Consider the following 17,993-nt stretch of genomic DNA (forward strand, 5'->3'; position numbering starts at 1 on the left):
CAATAATTGACGGTCTTCTCTTTTTGTCTTCTTTTTTCGCTATTAATCTGCTAAGATGTTGAGTAGAGAAACATATTTTCGCAAATAAATAAATTTATATAAAACTAAAAAACCCCCGGCTCAGTTTTTAGATGGTCGATAGGTTGGTCGCCAAGACACCATTTAAAAACTCCGAAAGCAGAGGTTTTGTAAGTTACGTCATTTAGTTGTTGCTATCTATAACGATAGTATCATAACTTCAAAAAAACGTAAATACAAATCCTCTACTTTCCTATACCCAATTTTAAGCCGGGGAGGAAAATGGAGGGTTTTTTGTTATGTATACAAAGAAACAAGGTCAAAAAATATCTGGAAAACAAGCAACAAAAGAAGCGTATATAAAATTACATGAATTTCTAATGTTTGATGAAAATTACCGCACACTATCTTCAAATGCTAAATTACTTTATTCATTCTTACGAAATAAAGTTACATATTTCAAGATAATTACAGAAGAAGCTGAAATGACAGGAGCAGGAACACGTTCTTATCGTGATGATGAAGGTTATATTTTCTGTATAGCTGATAACACTGAGCTTTGTTATATCCTAAATGTTGCAGAGTCAACGCTGATCCGTGTAAAGAAAGAGCTTCATACATTTGGTCTTTTGTCAGAAGTGAATATAAAGGACAAGGCTAATCGTATTTATGTATTAGATCCAGTTGATTTACAAGAACGTTGGGAATACATACAGACAATTAATAATCTACGTCAGGAAAAGAAAAAAACAAACCAAGAAAAAGCAAAGAAACATGCTGAGAAAAAGAAAAATTCTCGTAACTTGCAAAATGAAAGTCACGGTAACTTGCAAAATGAAAGTCACGGTAACTTGCAAAATGAAAGTAAATTAGAACTTAATCTATCTGATTTAGAACTTAATATTTTTGAATTTAAACCTAAACATCTATCTATCTGGAACAAAGTGAAAAGTACAAGTCTCTTTGAGACAACTCAAATTGTTATTGGAAGAAAGATAGATAGAATGAATGATAAAAAATTAGAAGTTATTGTTTCTTTATTTGAAATATACAAATCTGCAATAAATGAAGTAGCATTTAACGCTGTTTTGAATCGCGTATTAGATTCCACAGTTCGTACAAGCTTTAAAGGATTACTTGAGAAATCGCTTAAAACAGAGATAGCTAGCATACCAATAGGAGAACAACCGTCACTTCGAAAAGAATTGGTTCCAGATTGGGTTAAAAAACAAGATGAAGAAGCTGAAACGGAACAAACAGGAACAAAGTTATCACTTGATGAAGAACAGCGTTTACTTGATGAAGAACTAAAAAAATACAAGAGGGCCTAATCTCCCTCTTGATTATTAATAATGAATAATTTCACGTACCATAACTAATGTACAAATAAGATTTTCGGTTTGTAGGGAGGATTGTAGACGGCTGACGAGGATTCTGCAAGGTCATGGCTATATGATTTTTATATATTTATAGTTAGAGCGAAGACAGTTGGCGGAGCTATAGCGAGGCAATAAATAGAAATATATTTATTGTCATAATTAATTTTGAAGTTTAATACAATTATTCTATAAAACTTCAATAAACTGTTTTCGTGAAACTTAATTTGTTGTATAATCTGAGTATAAATATTGAAGTTTTACCTAATAATTAGAGAAAGGTTGTGTTTTTGTGAAAAAAGTATTAGTTCTAGATCACGGAAACGGTAATGTTAAAGGAAGAAGTGAAATAGTAGAAGGCGTTTTGCCATCATTAGTGGCCTTTAAAAAAGACGTAGGCGAATCAATAACTGGAAAGAAAACACGTTTAAAGACCTACGAAATAGAAGGTGTTGAATATGTGTGGGGTAAAGATATCACGAAGGTAAAAGATGTATTTACTACTTACGGATTCCAAAACAGATATAAAGAACCTTTATACAAAGTACTAACAAGTATTGCTCTTGCTGATCTTGCTCTTAAGAGTAAAGTGCAACCAACTGATGAAGTAATTGTGATTACAGGTGTACCAAGTAATGAGATTGGAACAGAAGCAGCGAATGAATTAAAGTATGTATTTGAAGGATTACATACGGTAAAAGTTGATGGTAAAACTGTAAAAGTGAATGTAGAAGAGGTAATTATTCTTCCTCAACCAATTGGAACAGTTATGAGTAAGTATTTAGATGAAGAAGGCTTTGTAGCAGATGATCGTTATGAAGATATCCGTGTTGGCGTGATTGATATCGGTACTGGAACAACTGACTTGGATTCTATCTATGGACTTCGCCGCGAAAATGAATTTAAATCTGTTGAAGCTGGCATGAAGGATGTTTATCAAATCATTGCAGATTATATTAACTCTCAAAACTCTAATGCGAAAGTTGAATATTACCACGTAGAACCGTTTTTTGAAGAAGGGAAGTATAAACTATCAGAACGCCACATTATTGATTTTGAAGCAATCAAACCAAAAGCAGTATTTCAAGTAGCTGAGAAGATTAAACAAGGAATTAAAAACGCTTGGAAAACGTTTGATCGTTTCGACGAAATCATTATAACAGGTGGTGGTGCTAAACTGTTTTCTAATCATATAGAAAGTTTAGTTGGAAGTGTGAATGTACCAGAAAAACCACAACAAGCAAACGCAGAAGGATTTTTCAAATACGGAATGTTTAAAGTGAGTGAAGAAGATGGCAAATAAAATTTATCAATTCAGTTATGATGATGAGTTAGATAAAGACATTCATGAGTGGATCAATAGTATTCCAAGAAGCCGTAAGGCAGAAACTGTACGTCATGCGATACGTTATTACATTGCGAGTAATGGTGGTAGTAGTGGCATTCATATGCCAAATGTAACAGCAACAGGAACGAATATTGTTATAGAAGAATCACCTGTTAAGCAAGAAGAAACTAAAAAGAAAAGACCTAAGTTATCGACTGACGGTGGTTTCTAAATAAAAAAAGAAAGCACTCTCTACTTTGGCGGCAGAAGTGCTTTCGCTGAATCATTAACAAAATAATGATACGTTAATTTTAGCATAACTTGTCAGATGTTCAAATAATATTATTTTAGACATACACACCACTCTCCCTCTCTTTTTTCTAAAATTCTAGGAATAGTGGAATTTTGGAATTGTGACCGTGAGATAACGAGAGGGAGGGAGGTTGAAAACGAAAGGGGAGAGTGACATGAACAATGTTAACCCTATGTTCGAACCTCGAAAACAATATACTAAAATACAAAACTTACAAACTCGTAAAACTCGTTCTGACAAAAAGAAAGACATAAAAATACCTGTAAATGAAACACAACGACAAATGATAAGACTTACCGCATACAAAAATGGATTAACAACTACACAACATATGTCTAAATTAATAACAGAACACGTCAGAATTGATTATATAAGCGAAATACATGCATACGAATATAAAGACACTAAGAAGTACATTCATGCGAAACTGGAACAGGAAATACATTCTAAGCTTGTTTGTTTAGCAGTAGAATGGGGAGTTTCACAAAGAGCAGCTGCAACACGCATTTTATGCTTTGCATTACGTACAATGTGAGAGGTGACAGCATGTACAGTAAATATGATGTGATGACAAAAGAAATACAGCTTATGAGTGAATTGAATTGGTGGGAACGGACTAAAATCCAATTAAGTTTAAAAGAGAAATATAGCTTTGAAGTTAAAATGCTGAAAATATATCTATTTCGAATGAACATCATTATTGAAGATATGGAGGATGAAGATTACGAGTGTACAGCTAGTGATTTAGCTGAGATTCTTATCGAAGACTTCCTTGAACACATACGGTCCAAAAACAGTATGGAGCAGTTGTATCAAATTCTCGAAAGTAAGAAGCACTACACAGACCATGAATTACATTTCGATGAAGAAAATGAGCGATACGGGTCAATAAAAGTTAAGATTGATAGGAAAATATTACGGCGTGTGGAAGTATTTTTCTCGGATATGGCTCACTCCTTTCCGTTGCATGGTTATACAGCTGATAAACTAATTAACATTTTAATGTGTGACTACATGAAACATTATGCTGAAGAACCTGGTAAGAAGTTATCGCTATTGAAAAGAAGATTTTCTTAACTTGTCCTCTTCTCCAATTTTTCGGATGTTTAGAAAATGAAATCATTGACTATCCTTGTACTAATAAATCAAGTGCAGGGGTGATTAGATGAGTTGGCTTAACTTTGGAAAAGGAAGACGATCTAAGTTATCTAGATTTTTAGAAAAGAACAAAATAACACAGCAGGAATTAGCTGAAAGAAGTGGTGTAAGTAAATCTACAATTAGTCGTGTATGTCAGGGAGATGAATTTTCACCAACTATGAAGAATGCTCAAAAAATTGTAGGTGCATTAAGGAAGATAACAAAAAGAGATACGATTCATTACGATGATTTTTGGGTATAAAAAAAGAGCCGACTCATAAGAGACGGCTTTCTTACTTACTTCATATATACATAGGCTTCATTTGCAGTAATATAGTATGTTTTACCACGACTGTTATGCACCTTGTACTGTGGTGAACCATTCACCATGACCTTTTCATCAATAGTAAATCCCAATCCTTCATCAAGCGTTCCAGCCACGTCTTTATCCTGCCAAGATGCAGAATCATAGAAACGTAGGTTGTCCACTTTAGACACAACACGTTTTCCTGCGACAGAACTTACAAAGCTTTTCTTCTCAAACTTGATGTAATCTGTATTGTTTTTAATCCACTGATCGCCACCTAAATTAAGCCATCCATTTCGTTCGGCATACACAACATAGGATTCTCCCTTGTTTAATTGGCGAATCACAGAGTAGCTTGTATCTGGTCCTTTACGTAAGTTGATATTATAACCTTGGATGTATGCAACACCATCAATTGCTGCTGTTTGTTGTTCAGCTGGCTTAGATGGTTGCTCTGGCACAGAAACATCAGAACTAGAATCATTGTATGCACGTTTCACGTCTGCTCGGAATTGAGCTTCTGAAACCCCGTGACTAGCTAAGTAGTCTAATGGATCCTCGTGGTCTGTTCCACCCAAATAATGCGTTACGTCTGAGTGTGTCCATAATCCTTTCTCGACTGAAATGCCACGATCACTGAGGATTTTCGCAAGCAGCTTCACATATTTATCATATGAAAATTTGAATTTATCATAATCTGCTGTTTCACAAAGCTCTACGTGTACAAATCGAGCGTTTGCAGAAGCACCTGCACCCCATGCGCGATATTTTGTATCAGCAATCTGAATCGTTTCGTTCCAGTCTACTGCATAGTGAACAAATGCGTTGCGCCATGTACGAGACTCATAACGTTGAATATTAATTGCCGGAGCTTCTGGTGTCGCTGTACTGTGTGCTACAACACCTTCATACGCTCCTACGCCATAGCGATATGCTTGTTTTGGTAAATCATCTATAATTAACGTTCTATCTGCAAATACTCCTGTAGAAAAGCTAAGCATGAACATTAGAGTCATAGATACAGAGGAAACTAGTTTAATTGATTTTTTCATTAAGCATTATCCCCTTTATCTTCGTGATCAGTCCAAATACCAAGTGAAATTCCAAGTGTGAATAAGTAAGGTAATAACTCATCCACAAAAGTTTTAGCTTCAGTAAGTCCGAACTTTGTTAATAAAAAGCCAATCAATGAAGCGATTGCAACCCAAGTTTTCCAGTTTTTTAAACGTTTAGTCATATTAAACATCACCTTTTCCTAAAATTTGTTTGATTTCTGTCACATCTTTTGACAAAGAACCGAATGCCTTTGCTTGTTCTTCAATAACACTTTGGTTTTTCTCAATAACTGACTGATATTTATTTTCTCGTTCCTTACTTTCTTTTCGTGAATCAAAAAAAAGCCAAACAAAAAGGACTGCTAAGAGTCCTTGTGACAAAGCTAATTTGAAAATCTCTTCCTGCATTATGTTCACTTCCTTTCAAAATAATAAAAGAGAAGCAGGTTCTCCTCTTTTATTATAAATTCTTTATTTTATTTTAAATTGATGTTTATCAATGAAAAAAACTAGAAATTACGGCTGATTTCAGCCCATAAACTACTTATGCGTCTCAATGTTAAGTTACCTCCGATTGGTGGAGTTACATTTACTCCACCTTTCAACTTAATTGTTGAGTTATTCTCAATTGTTGCGTTTCCAGAAGAAGAGTGGATTGTGATAATTTGACTTTCTCTATAATTATTTAATGCTATTATAGTGCTAGGTGATGAAAAATTAAGAATGGCAGTTCCTAAATTTGTACAATCTATTGTCGTTCCACTAGTTACATTTATCGTACTGGCAATAATATTTTTGTCAGATATCTTTGTTGCAGAACTTGCACCTAATAATGTATCTGGTATAGAAGATACATATGGTTGGTTCTCATAAAATGTAACTCTTGATCTTTGAATATATTTATTTTGATACGCTGCCCAATCCTTATGAATAGATAAATCGCATAAAATCGGTATAAATTTCAATTGGTCATTAATTGCAGTTGATTTTAGATATAATTCAAGAACAAAACTTGAACCAACTACTCGTTTGTACACCGAGAAGATGTCTTGATATGTTTCATTACTAAATGATATTTCAGTTTTAATTGTTCCATCACTTTTACCTGTAGCATGCACATATAAATACCCTGTATTGGTGCCAATTTCACTATAAGACACTAATTCTGCTTTCAAAAAGAAATGACATTTATACGTACTAGAAATTGGATCGGTAGATAATAATTTCGTATACTGCCCATTCGAAGAAGCTTGGCCAATATTTAAAATTGGAAAGCTATATTGTGGGTGTGGGTTCCCAATTTCGTTATGATTACCTTTATGGAATGATTGATAATCGCCATAAGTTTGTCCATACACATCCATATGCATTTCCCCATTCTTTTAATTTAAGTATTTTTGTACAATCGGTTTTACTTCTGTAGTTACTACAGAAAATGGTGAATTAATATGCCATAAAAAAAAGCCATCTATATTGGCATTATTAACTAAATAATTAAGAGTATTTTCTAAATAAATAGCTTGGTCACTTCTGTCTATACTTGTTCCAATATATGTTGCTACAATTTCCATTGTATTTGATGTGTCTTTGTATTCAGAACACCCAATTTCCATAATGTAGATTGGTTTTTGGTATCTGCTTTTTAGGTTTATAATTTGCTCATCCATACGAAATACACCTGTATTGTTATTATGGTTCTGCATGCCTTGACTATCTAAATATCCGAAAAAATACTTTTTTGCTTCATTACGTAACATATTTGGATAATAGTTAACGCCTACAATATCCATATTATCAAGCAATGTTTCTGCACTTCCGTATTGATATAAATCCCTTCCTGCTTCAAATCTTGTATAAGCGACTGTTATTTTAAGCTGTGGATATATCGTCTTACAAGCAGAAATAATCGACTTCCAATTTGATAAATAAGTATTTACAGTTTGATTCGTTTGTTCACAAGTAATACATAAAACTGGAATGTTATTATCCTTACAGATTTGTGCATAATCTTTTAATCGGTTTCCCCAGTTTGTAAAAAATGAATTAATATCGCTAGGGTTATAATTACCACGGTAAAATGAGTCTCCACCAGTAGCTGTTCCAATGTGTGGTTTAATTATTGTAATAGGTTTTTTTAATGTGTTTTTCACCTCTGCAACCTTCGCTGCAATATTTGTAACTGGTGTAAAGTCAGTGCTTGTATCTGTTGAAATCGTCTCCATTACACACAGTTCTATTTCACATGATATATTACTTAATTGACTTGCCCAGTTCGTGTAAGTAGCTGATGTTGAACTATTTGTAATAGTTACTGATATACCTTTTTTCTTTGCTTGATTTCCGTAAAAGTCTTCATTTATAGTACTGAGTCTTACTTGTTCTTTATCTAATCTTTCTTTTAAAGTTTTTGAAGATCCACCATATACATCTATCCGCGCTTGTGCAGCCTCTAATGATGAGTCTCCTTTTATCACAACCTCATCTAATTGTTTTTGTACATTATTAGATAGTTGATTTGCTTCATTAGCAGTATTTATCGCTAAATCAACACTACTTGCTGTTTGATTACTTTTATCTGTAATATTGTTATAATTCTTTTCAATAATATCCCAATTTTCATTTTCATTATTCATATAGTCTCTACCGAAACCGGTTGTTGTTCTATTTAGTTTTATGGACATTTTCTCACCTCGTTTTTTTCAAAGATGCTTAATGAATTATACATAATGAAAATATTACTAAATAAAAAAAGAGTGCATATAAGCACTTCTTTATTTCTATATTTATTTTTTATTGAGGAATTGAACTACTTTTCCAATCCTCTAATGATTTTAAACGACTATCAAAATTATTAATTTTGTTTATCAAGTCAGAAACATTTGTACCATTCAAGTTAACTGCATTAAGATTATAGAAAAATCCTTCTCCCCACACTTGTTGCGCTTGTCCAATTGAACCTGAACCAGATTGGTGTGGGTTAAACGCTGCTGATTCTCTAAATCCAGTTTCATTCGTAATACTCCATGAATTACCAGATATCACTGTTTCGAACTTCCCAGCACCTTCAAATCGTACTGGAGCTTTAAAGTATGATGTTGATAAAAAGTTAGGTTCAGCGTGGCAATAGAAAGCTGGAGCATATGAGTACAAATCTCCTTTTTCACCATCGATGTATAGTGATTGCGTTACTGATCCATTATCATTACGTTTACCAAATGATAATGCTGCTTCTTTATTAGCGACACTTTCTACCGCCCACGTTGTTATTTCTTTTCTGTCACCTGCGCGCACTTGAGATATTGTAGTTGCTATTTGTTTATTAATAGAATAAAAATCGATTGCAGATCGATCTAAGTCGATTTTAAACGTATCCTCATGAGAAGCTAGTATCCCAGCTCTTATATGATTAGCGCTAATAAAACCAATAATACCAACAGAAGCAACTAATCCTTGGTATGTGAGAGCTTCTTGGAACGTCTTTCCTCCATCACGACTAATTCCAATACCAGCACTGTTAAACACAACGATTTCGTTTGGGTTGTCTGGATTAATCGCAAGAATGCCATTTTCAAATTTTAATTCTGTCTGTGCGCTCTTAATAGCTTCTGTAGCAAGCTTGACAGCGTCGTCAAGTACGTTGTATTTGATTTTGCCATCGTCATTTAAAATACCACCCATTGCTTTGTTGACGGTTTGGAATAATGTCCCTGCAAAGTCTTTTTTATAGTTAGCAAGTGTTACATTAGAGTTAATAACCTCTAATTTTTCATTGAATCCTTCATCTACTTCCATGATACGTGTATCTATATCAATGCTCATAGGCTCATAAACTAGTGGAACACGGTCACCCTCGTTTGGTACATCGTAAGGATATCCTGCACGCCTCATATCAACAAAATCAACAGTTATACTCACAAGTGGTGTATCCTGTATCTCTTTTTTCAGTCGTTCCATGAGTCCATCGCTTGTTGTATAACGATCATCTCTCACAGGTTTCTCATGTATAATTCCTAAAACAGAAGCGTTAGGACTGGTGTATTCTGCTTCAATCCCTTTTCCATAACCTCTGATGTATGTGCTGAGTCCTTTTGAATCTACATTACGTTCTAATGTTTTGATATTATAGTTATAACGGAACTGAAAATCAGTATCTATACCTATTTTTTTGCGTATTGTAACGCGATTTCCGCTGACTGTGAATTCAGCTTCATACCGCTCTAATACCTTCTGAAATAAAGATAATTTATTGTCATCACCAAAACTTTCCCAGTCTTGTGCATAAAACGAATCGACAATAGCAACTGTATACGGTGTATTTGAAAATACAAAATCTAATGCTGATATAATTGGCATAGATCCGTTACGAGTACTATATTCATGGCTATTAATCATATCAACATAAAACGAATGAATCGCTTCACATTGCTTTATAAAAAGCTTTCCGAGAGAGCGTTCCTTTACTTGTTTTATAATGTATGTCTCACCATTAAACTCAACCTTGCTCTCTTCTTGTACCATTGGAAATGAATATTGATTTTCATTTGTTGGAATTACAGTAAAGCTTATGGTTTTTTCTCCATTCACCTTACGCTTTCGTCTTAACTGAGTATGGCCTGTTAAAGGTTCTGTATTTCCAGCTATGTCTGTTATTGTGAGTAGATTCAATATTCCACCTCCTTTTACAAATAATAAAACCGGAAATCGAATGAAATAGAAAAAGGGCTTGTCGCCCCTGTTATTTCGAAGTCATTCCACCCCGGTTTTATTGAAATTAGTTTTCTATTTGTATCACGAAATATTGATAAACTATTTTTTGTACTTCTTATTCTATCTAATCGAATGATATCGTTTGACGTTGTTGTACCATTGTATAACCACTCATCACCCGTTGTTTTATTTCGTATTTTTAAGTTTGCTGAAGCACCTTTAAATGTGATTAATAGCGGTAAATTCCTTGGGTCTATCGTTATATCACCGGCATTATAAATTCTAAAAATAGATGTTGTTTGATTATAAATCAAATCTTCTGCTATTAACCCTTGTCCTATCTGCCATAGACCAGAGTCAAAGGTTAATGAATCTTGTGTAGTACCAATAGATTCAGCATATCCAGATGAAACAACAAATGGCATTTCGATATTAGCACTTTGAAAATTTATTTGTGCTAAATCATATGGTTCAACTTCAACTAACCATCGTTTCCCTGGCTCAATTTTTTCTATAATATAAAAACTTTCTTCAGAATTGAACAAATTAAATATTTCATTTCGTAAGAGGGCGTAATCATAGTGATCTACAGCTCTCATTTTAAATTCTACATTTATTTTTCTTGTGCCAGTCCTTGTCCCTAAATTAATTTCTCCATTACGCCCTTCAATTTTTTCGCGTGTTGTCTCGAATGAAGGAGAAGAATGCTTAAATTTCACAACTCTTAGTCCAAAATCATCTATATCATATGTTTTTCCGTCTTTTCGTTGAATAATCACTAAGATTTCACCCCCATCATAAATGAAGTTATTCCAAGTCGTGAGGAAAGTTCTTTTTCAATAACATCAACCATTGAAACTACATCATTTCTACTTGCATCACCGCTATAATTCAACGTAATACTAATAGGTGTGTTGTTTGTTACGCTACTAGAAGAAGAGCTTCCATAATTTCCATAACTCCCTTGTGCTTCTATATCTGGTAATGTCAACATATCCCCTAACAATCCCTTTACTTTAGGGAATGCTAGATTAATACTGTCACTAATCGGCCCGCCGAAATCAAGATGGTCAAGATCGGATAAAGGTCCTGTTTTTGCAGGAGAGAAAGGTAAGAAATCACGAATTTTTCCAGCGATACCTGAAATCGTACTAGTAACTGAGCCAACCATACTATCTAAACCTTTGATAAGCATATCCATAAATCCTTTTCCAGCGTTATAGAATGTATCTCCAATGCTTTTAAATATGCCACCAAAAGCTGTTCCAAGGCCTTTAACGATTCCTAATACAGCATCTACACCAAGGCGCATTGTTCCTTTCATAGCTTCCCATGCTCCGGATACTATTTGTTTTATCCCTTCCCAAGCACCTTTCCAATCTCCAGTTAAGACACTAATAAACACTTTAATAATTCCAAGTATTACGTTTACGACACCAGATATAATAGACTTTATAGCTTCCCAAACAGATACTACAACGTTATATAAAACTTGAAATGCAATCTGAACAGCAGCAACTAAAGTCGTTACTGTTGTTACTACGAATTCTTTCACAAAAGACCAAACAACCTGTGCAATTGTCATTATTTGTGTACTATTTTCATTCCAAAAAGCAGTTAATTGCCCAAATAATTGTTGTCCAAAAGCAACTATGGCATTCCATGCAGGAATTAATACTCCATTTAAGATGAAATTCCATACTGTAATCGCTGCAGCTTGGATAGCTTGCCATCCTGTAATAATGGCATTTCTAAATCCTTCACTTGTATTCCATAAATAAATTATGCCTGCGACTAATCCAACAACTGCAGCTGCTACAATCCATACTGTGGCGCTCATTGCTGCTAATCCAGTAACAAGAGGACTTATTAACATCCATATGGAATTCCAAGCTGCTAACATACCATTCCATAATCCAATACCTATCGCCAGAGGAGATAAAATCAATGTTAGTAATGGAATTAACATGATCGTTCCTTGTATGATTTTTGCTAACATTGGATGCGCTTCATTAAATTTAATGACTAAATCAGCTATTGCTGCTACAAAGTTATATATCGGTATCATTATAGCTGCGAATGCATCACGCATAGGTTGTAATGCTTTAGTAAGCTTTTCAATCATATTGTTATATGCCGAAGCGTACTTAGGGTTCATTTCCATATTCGCTTTATGCAAAGAACCATATAAAAGTACAGATGATGCAGCGGCCATTAATGCAACCATTTGGAACCTCATAAGCCCTTGTGTTATCATCATTTGCATATTAAGCAAATCTTTCATGCTTGCTGTTGGACCTAACATTTTAAGCGCAAGAACAGCAGCGTTACCTCTATTCGCTAATTGGTTAAGAGAATTCGCTGCAGCTAAACCAGCTCGATTGATGCCATATAGTGGATTTGCCATACGTGTATAGTTATCACTAATTCTCTGTGCCTGTGTTGTCATATTCATCATAGTTCCAACAGTTTGGAGCATTGAAATCATTGCAAGTCTATTCGAGTTTATTAATGAGTCATTTATTCTTTTTTGTTCAGCTCCTAATTGTCTTACTTGAGACATAAATTGCGCTGTTGTTCCTGTATATGTTTGTGACGATTGTGCTAATTTGAAGTATTGATATTGCACACCAATCATTTGGTCTTTCATGCCACGCATTGCAATAGATTGCTGTCTGTGTGCACTTGCCATTTCGCTATACATTCTACGTGCTTCTTCTGATGTACCACGATATGCATAACGGATACGACGACCCATGCTATCAAATTGTGCGCTTGTCGCATCTGCCATATTTCCTGCTACAGCTGGAATATTTTCGCCAATCCTATTTAGTTCACTATTTACAGTTTGCACATCACGACGTATATTTCCAGTTTCTAACCTTGTATCTATATTAACGCTTCCATCAGCCACTTATCTCACCTGCCTTTAACCTTGCCTTTTGCGCTTCCATGTTCTTTTGGAATGCTTCAAACTCATGTTTTTCTCTAATTGCTCTAGCGGCAGGCAGTTCATATTTTTCTTTCATTTTCTTTATGTGTTTTCGTTCATCATCGTTATGCTTGTCTTTTTTAGGAACTTCGCAAGTTCGATAATGAATCGCTATCCCCATAGGAGACTTATCAGAAAGATTGCGAAAAAGAGCAATAAATTCATTCCATTTCATTTTTCCTTGTTGTTCAAAAAGGTTTATCTTGTAATCAAACAAAAAAGAGGAAAAAATCCGTTCTGAATCCACTGTAAAATCATATACAGGGATTTTCGGCTCTTTTTCCTCTTTTTTATCTGCCAATAAATCAATATCTAACTTATCTTTTAGAATATCGACAACCAGTTGAAATTGAACATCTTCATCCAATTGACTTAATACAACTTTATCTACAACTAACATGTTTAGTGCGATATCTAACTGTAACCTAATTGGAATACTTTTATCAACGAATAAATCAAACAACAAAAGCACGTTATCAAAAGAGAGATTTAACTCAAAACGAACGCCATTCCATGTATAGAAGTCATAATCACGTTCGGTTAGCTTCAACATTACTTCTTCACATTAGATAAGTATTTATTACGTGCTTCATCTGTCTTTTTGTTAGTTTCATCTATATAAATCTCATTTAAATAGTTAATAAGTCCCATTAGATTAGCAGATGATCTTCCTGCTTTTTCATACAGATTTTCAAAAGTACCTTCACCTAGGAAAGTTTCAACAATATATTTAGTTTTTTCTTTTTGCTTTAATACCAATTCTTCAATTTCTTCATCAGTTGCATTTTCAATATCTTTAACACTTTCAACAACATCTTTTGTATCTTTTTCTAATGTTTTGAATGACTTTGCATATTTTGTTAATGCCTCATCATTAAACTCAACCTTGTACAGTTCTCCTGCTACATCTACTTCTTTATACGTCTTTTCAAACTCAAATTTAAATTGTGTCATATGTGTCTCTCCTTTTAATAGATAAATAGAAAAAGAGCCAAATTAACGGCTCTCATTAAGGTGTAGTTGGTGCTTTTGTGAATGTTGGTTGCCCATCAAATGATACTGTAAATTCAATCTCGCCTTTACTGTTAGCATCTCCACCAGGAGCTTTAATTTCAGATATTGTTGCTTTCCCTTCCCATTTATCACCGTTCGGCTCTGTTACAGTAAAAGTTGTTTTACGAGCAGGACCGAATTTATTAAGCAAACTAAGAATGTAATCTTGCGCTTTGTCTCCATAATACCGATGACCTTCAAATCCGTAACCAAGCATACCGCCTGTAACGTCTCGTTCAGCAGCTCCGCCACCATCGTAGTAGTATGTTTCATCTGATTCTTCGTTGTTGTCTGGATCAACTGACGTAATACCTTTTGCAATTATTGCTTTGGTTGGTGTCTGTGCTCCTGGTGTAATATCTATTTCGAATTTATAACCATGATTTAATAAAAAACCTTGATTTGACATATATTATTGACCTCCTATTTCTAACTCAACGCTAAAAAGTGCTGAGTATATATACTCATTTGCTACTGTCTTCTCAACGAAATTAGGCTCCACATACACGTTTAGTCGCCTTAGTGTATAGGAGCCATCTATAGTGTAAAAAACACGCCTATGAACGTTATTTAATTCTCTTGTAATAAATTCAATTGTGTTATTTACTTCCATTTGGTTACTACTTTTTGCGAGAATTTGAATTTGTTTGTTGATGATTTCACCTTCGTAATATTGCTCTCCTGGTGCTGATGGAATCATTCTAATAGCAATACTTTTTCGCGGTGCATCGTTTACTCCTATATCTAATAAATCAGCTTTTATAGGAGCAAATAGGATACCTTGTGGCAAAGTAGCGATTAAATGCTTCTTGACCGATTCAATTAGCCATATCATGTTTGTCCTCCTATAAATTCTGTTTAATTTCGTGTTCTACGATTCTTTTCCAGTCCATTACATTACGTGCTTTAGCTTCTTCAAACCACAAACCGCATGCATTAGGATTAACATCATGAGAGAAATCATATTGCGGGTTGTAATACAATCTCCTTGCATATGGAGTATTCCATTCAACATGACCTTCTCCTGGTTGACTAAATCGAATAGAAGAACGCTCTAATTCTCCTGTATCTTTTGGTATAAAGTAATTACTGTCTTTTAGTACTTGCTGATCTAGTGCAAACTGTGCTTTCTGAGTAGCTTCTACTACCTTGCTTTCTATTACACTTGTATCAACTTGAACATTTAATCTTATCAAGATAGCAACACCTCAATATGATGAAGCTTACTACGGTCATAAAACTCGTTGATTTCATTAATGACCATTTCTTTTCCATTGAAAACAACTTTTGACTTCTCTTTAAATGTAATTGGAGTGGAGTGTACTGCATCATGAAATAACAGTGTTTTCATTACAATACTTTCTCCATTCCCATTAGGAGTAACTATACGTTTCGGTTCAACGCGTACTCTCTCAATAGTTATAGTAGCAGCATAATTATCACTGCCACCCCATGTATCATCTTCACCCTTATACTCTAAATACTCAACTGTATGAATTAATAATGAACGTCTGATTGGTTTAGCCATGTACACACACACCACTATAAAGTAATCCTGTTGTTTTTAAGTAATCAATCACAGTAATCGCATAACGATCATAGTAACTAGGAGCATCAGTTACTCCTGCACTCATTCCATTTTCAGAATAAGAACCAACCGAAAAACCTCCAGCGCCTTCCCTTACAGTTGAAGAAGTTTCACAATTAATCGCTAAGAACTCAACTTGTGCTGCTGTCGCTTTCTTAACTTGTTGCATAATAAAAGGCGCCAACTTATCAAAGTCAACGCCTTGCAATTTGTAATTAATGATATGGTCAATTGATTCACTAGCACGCACAATAAGTCGTTCTAATAACGATGCATCTGATACTGGAGTTCCTTTGTATACGTTATTATAGTAATCAGTATCAATGTATGCCATTATGCATCACTCTTCTTTTTAACACGCTTTTCTTCAATTACTTCATATCCTTGTTCTTTAAACCATTCGATAAGCCTTTTATCTTCTGTTTCTGCTTGTCCATCAATAAAAACAAGGGAAGCAGAAAAACCATTATAGTCTCGAACAGGACTTTTGATAATAGCCATCTGCATCGCTCCTTATTGTACTTTTATATTACGTAGAACCCCAGCAGCTCTCGTTGCTTTAAGTGCAACAGCAGCAACCATTTCCACTTCGCCTTTTTTAACTGCTCCCGGTTGACTCATGTCTGGCATGAATGTGCGGATGATGTTATTTCCTGTTGGAGACACACCATGGAAACCGTCCAATCCTAAACTTACAGCATAAAGGTCTGTTAAACCTGTTTGAGCTGTACCAACTGTACGACCTTGGATAGGAACAACAGGAGCTGTAGTTGAGCCATCATAGAAGTATCCAAGGTCAATTAAAGGAATACCGTCATATCCTGTTACAGTACGTCCAAATGCATCTTCTGATTTAGTCGCATAACCAGCACGACGAGCAAGTGATTTAATCTTTGTAATAAGTTTGCTATTACCCATAAGCATTGTAGGGCGGCTTGTTAATTCAGCTAAGAAATTATCAAGTTGATCAAGGAACGCGAATTTGTTACTTTCAAGTCCAGCTTCGGTTGAAATGTCAATAACTGCAGTGTTATTAATCTCTGTACTTGATCCAGTAAGTGCTTTGTTTAAACCATCAAATGCTTTCGCGTCTTTTGCAGAGTCACCATTAATAACCGTATTATGAAATAAGTTTGCTGCACCTGCGATTTTTTGTTTTAACTGGAATTCCATTTCATTAATTTGACCTGATGTATCTTGAATAACACGGTCAACTTGGAATGCTCCACCGAAAATCTTAAGATCAACAGTTAATTTTTGACGATCTGCTTCGTTTGCTGTGTATTCGTTGTTCAGTGCACGGAATCCAGCAGTAGAAGGTGTTTTTAAGCGAGTATAACCATATGTTAATGTTGAACCACCTGTACCTGGAGATACGGCATTATCAAATGTTAATGCATCTAATAATAAAGAATTGCGACGAAACTCATCGATAACCATTTGATCTACTTTGTCGGCCATACCGACTTTTGCTTGTTGTAATGTAATTGGCATAATATAAATCCTCCTAAAATTTAGTTGCTAAATCGTTCTGCTAACGCTTCAGCTAATGTTGTAGGCTCTCCATCTGTTTTTTGATGCTGCCCATGTGAAAATTGTGGCTTTTGCTGTTCTTGTTGTTTAAATAAATAAGAATCACTTTCTTGAATTGCTTTTAACTGTTCATCTAAACCTGTTAGCTTATCACCATCAAGTTTGATAGATTCTCTATTTAATAGAGCTTCAACAGCTTTTGGGTTTTTAGCATTTGCACTAATAAGAGCCTCTTTCAAAGCAAAATCAAACGATTGCTTGTCCAATTTGCTTTGATATTCATCCGCTGTCTTTTTATTTAAATTTGTTAACTCTTCAATCTTCTGTGTTAACGCTTCGTTTCCGACTGCTTTCGTTTTTAAATCTTCTAACTGTGTATCTCGTTCTTGCAGCTGCGTTTTTAATTCCTTTAACTCACTATTCTTTTCATCGAAACGTGATTTAGGAATCATATTACCAAAACCTTCAACAACTTTATCTGCTTGCTCTTCCGTTAAACCTAATGCAATCAATTGTTCTTTATTCACTATTAATTCCTCCTAATTCGTTTTTAACGTGTAACGACACGATAGGGTTTCCTATTG

24 protein-coding genes are annotated in these 17,993 nt (G+C 34.6%); 6 read left to right on the forward strand and 18 right to left on the reverse strand.

Annotated features, from left to right (window positions below; translation table 11 throughout):
* The first annotated feature begins 317 nt into the window (after nt 1-317).
* The 6 genes from PLX19_RS23715 to PLX19_RS23740 all read left to right on the forward strand — a co-directional run bounded on the left by PLX19_RS23715 (nt 318) and on the right by PLX19_RS23740 (nt 4,436).
* The gene (locus PLX19_RS23715) at nt 318-1,349 is read left to right on the forward strand and encodes a replication initiator protein A (protein ID WP_272191350.1); all 1,032 of its coding nucleotides are present in this window, start codon (nt 318-320) and stop codon (nt 1,347-1,349) included.
* 337 nt (nt 1,350-1,686) lie between these two features.
* Nucleotides 1,687-2,697 (forward strand): plasmid segregation protein ParM domain-containing protein, encoded by a 1,011-nt coding sequence (locus PLX19_RS23720; RefSeq protein ID WP_272191351.1) that lies wholly within the window; start codon nt 1,687-1,689, stop codon nt 2,695-2,697.
* Complete coding sequence (locus PLX19_RS23725; RefSeq protein ID WP_272191352.1) at nt 2,687-2,953, forward strand: hypothetical protein; 267 nt, start codon at nt 2,687-2,689, stop codon at nt 2,951-2,953. Before PLX19_RS23720 ends, PLX19_RS23725 begins: the two co-directional genes overlap by 11 nt.
* A 235-nt stretch (nt 2,954-3,188) precedes the next feature.
* Nucleotides 3,189-3,569: a hypothetical protein gene (locus PLX19_RS23730; RefSeq protein ID WP_272191353.1), complete on the forward strand. Its 381-nt coding sequence runs from the start codon at nt 3,189-3,191 to the stop codon at nt 3,567-3,569.
* Nucleotides 3,570-3,580: 11 nt separating this feature from the next.
* Nucleotides 3,581-4,111 carry a hypothetical protein gene (locus tag PLX19_RS23735; protein WP_272191354.1) on the forward strand — a complete coding sequence of 177 codons (531 nt, stop codon included), beginning with the start codon at nt 3,581-3,583 and terminating at the stop codon, nt 4,109-4,111.
* 88 nt (nt 4,112-4,199) lie between these two features.
* Nucleotides 4,200-4,436 carry a helix-turn-helix transcriptional regulator gene (locus tag PLX19_RS23740; protein ID WP_272191356.1) on the forward strand — a complete coding sequence of 79 codons (237 nt, stop codon included), beginning with the start codon at nt 4,200-4,202 and terminating at the stop codon, nt 4,434-4,436.
* A gap of 35 nt (nt 4,437-4,471) precedes the next feature.
* Here the strand turns inward: PLX19_RS23740 and PLX19_RS23745 are convergent, their stop codons facing one another.
* The 18 genes from PLX19_RS23745 to PLX19_RS23830 all read right to left on the reverse strand — a co-directional run bounded on the left by PLX19_RS23745 (nt 4,472) and on the right by PLX19_RS23830 (nt 17,936).
* A complete protein-coding gene (locus PLX19_RS23745) occupies nt 4,472-5,533 on the reverse strand; it encodes an N-acetylmuramoyl-L-alanine amidase (RefSeq protein ID WP_272191357.1) in 1,062 nt (353 codons plus the stop codon).
* Nucleotides 5,533-5,727 carry a hypothetical protein gene (locus PLX19_RS23750; protein ID WP_272191358.1) on the reverse strand — a complete coding sequence of 65 codons (195 nt, stop codon included), beginning with the start codon at nt 5,725-5,727 and terminating at the stop codon, nt 5,533-5,535. Before PLX19_RS23750 ends, PLX19_RS23745 begins: the two co-directional genes overlap by 1 nt.
* A complete protein-coding gene (locus PLX19_RS23755) occupies nt 5,720-5,944 on the reverse strand; it encodes a BhlA/UviB family holin-like peptide (RefSeq protein WP_272191359.1) in 225 nt (74 codons plus the stop codon). The genes PLX19_RS23750 and PLX19_RS23755 overlap by 8 nt, the downstream gene beginning before the upstream one ends.
* A 101-nt stretch (nt 5,945-6,045) precedes the next feature.
* Nucleotides 6,046-6,906, reverse strand: coding sequence for a hypothetical protein (locus tag PLX19_RS23760; RefSeq protein WP_272191360.1), 861 nt, complete (start codon nt 6,904-6,906; stop codon nt 6,046-6,048).
* A 12-nt stretch (nt 6,907-6,918) separates the two neighbouring features.
* Nucleotides 6,919-8,217: a glycoside hydrolase family 113 gene (locus PLX19_RS23765; protein ID WP_272191361.1), complete on the reverse strand. Its 1,299-nt coding sequence runs from the start codon at nt 8,215-8,217 to the stop codon at nt 6,919-6,921.
* Nucleotides 8,218-8,326: 109 nt separating this feature from the next.
* On the reverse strand, nt 8,327-10,201 hold the full coding sequence (locus PLX19_RS23770; protein ID WP_272191362.1) for a phage tail protein: 1,875 nt from the start codon (nt 10,199-10,201) through the stop codon (nt 8,327-8,329).
* A gap of 14 nt (nt 10,202-10,215) precedes the next feature.
* Nucleotides 10,216-11,022, reverse strand: coding sequence for a phage tail family protein (locus PLX19_RS23775; RefSeq protein WP_334313784.1), 807 nt, complete (start codon nt 11,020-11,022; stop codon nt 10,216-10,218).
* Complete coding sequence (locus tag PLX19_RS23780) at nt 11,022-13,157, reverse strand: phage tail protein (protein ID WP_272191363.1); 2,136 nt, start codon at nt 13,155-13,157, stop codon at nt 11,022-11,024. The genes PLX19_RS23775 and PLX19_RS23780 overlap by 1 nt, the downstream gene beginning before the upstream one ends.
* Nucleotides 13,150-13,788, reverse strand: coding sequence for a Gp15 family bacteriophage protein (locus tag PLX19_RS23785; protein ID WP_272191364.1), 639 nt, complete (start codon nt 13,786-13,788; stop codon nt 13,150-13,152). Before PLX19_RS23785 ends, PLX19_RS23780 begins: the two co-directional genes overlap by 8 nt.
* On the reverse strand, nt 13,788-14,189 hold the full coding sequence (locus PLX19_RS23790; protein ID WP_272191365.1) for a hypothetical protein: 402 nt from the start codon (nt 14,187-14,189) through the stop codon (nt 13,788-13,790). Before PLX19_RS23790 ends, PLX19_RS23785 begins: the two co-directional genes overlap by 1 nt.
* Nucleotides 14,190-14,244: 55 nt before the next feature.
* Complete coding sequence (locus PLX19_RS23795) at nt 14,245-14,697, reverse strand: phage tail tube protein (protein WP_272191366.1); 453 nt, start codon at nt 14,695-14,697, stop codon at nt 14,245-14,247.
* Between the two features lie 3 nt (nt 14,698-14,700).
* Nucleotides 14,701-15,123, reverse strand: a complete 423-nt coding sequence (locus PLX19_RS23800) for a phage tail terminator protein (RefSeq protein ID WP_272191367.1) — start codon at nt 15,121-15,123, stop codon at nt 14,701-14,703.
* Between the two features lie 10 nt (nt 15,124-15,133).
* A complete protein-coding gene (locus tag PLX19_RS23805; RefSeq protein ID WP_272191368.1) occupies nt 15,134-15,484 on the reverse strand; it encodes a minor capsid protein in 351 nt (116 codons plus the stop codon).
* Nucleotides 15,481-15,816, reverse strand: coding sequence for a putative minor capsid protein (locus PLX19_RS23810; protein ID WP_272191369.1), 336 nt, complete (start codon nt 15,814-15,816; stop codon nt 15,481-15,483). Before PLX19_RS23810 ends, PLX19_RS23805 begins: the two co-directional genes overlap by 4 nt.
* A complete protein-coding gene (locus PLX19_RS23815) occupies nt 15,809-16,210 on the reverse strand; it encodes a hypothetical protein (protein WP_272191370.1) in 402 nt (133 codons plus the stop codon). Before PLX19_RS23815 ends, PLX19_RS23810 begins: the two co-directional genes overlap by 8 nt.
* Complete coding sequence (locus PLX19_RS23820; RefSeq protein WP_272191371.1) at nt 16,210-16,377, reverse strand: hypothetical protein; 168 nt, start codon at nt 16,375-16,377, stop codon at nt 16,210-16,212. Before PLX19_RS23820 ends, PLX19_RS23815 begins: the two co-directional genes overlap by 1 nt.
* 12 nt (nt 16,378-16,389) lie before the next feature.
* Nucleotides 16,390-17,370 (reverse strand): major capsid protein, encoded by a 981-nt coding sequence (locus tag PLX19_RS23825; RefSeq protein ID WP_272191372.1) that lies wholly within the window; start codon nt 17,368-17,370, stop codon nt 16,390-16,392.
* Nucleotides 17,371-17,390: 20 nt separating this feature from the next.
* Nucleotides 17,391-17,936 carry a phage scaffolding protein gene (locus PLX19_RS23830; protein WP_272191373.1) on the reverse strand — a complete coding sequence of 182 codons (546 nt, stop codon included), beginning with the start codon at nt 17,934-17,936 and terminating at the stop codon, nt 17,391-17,393.
* Nucleotides 17,937-17,993 lie beyond the last annotated feature (57 nt).

It is taken from the genome of Bacillus sp. BP-3 (assembly GCF_028401955.1).
GTDB lineage: Bacteria > Bacillota > Bacilli > Bacillales > Bacillaceae_G > Bacillus_A.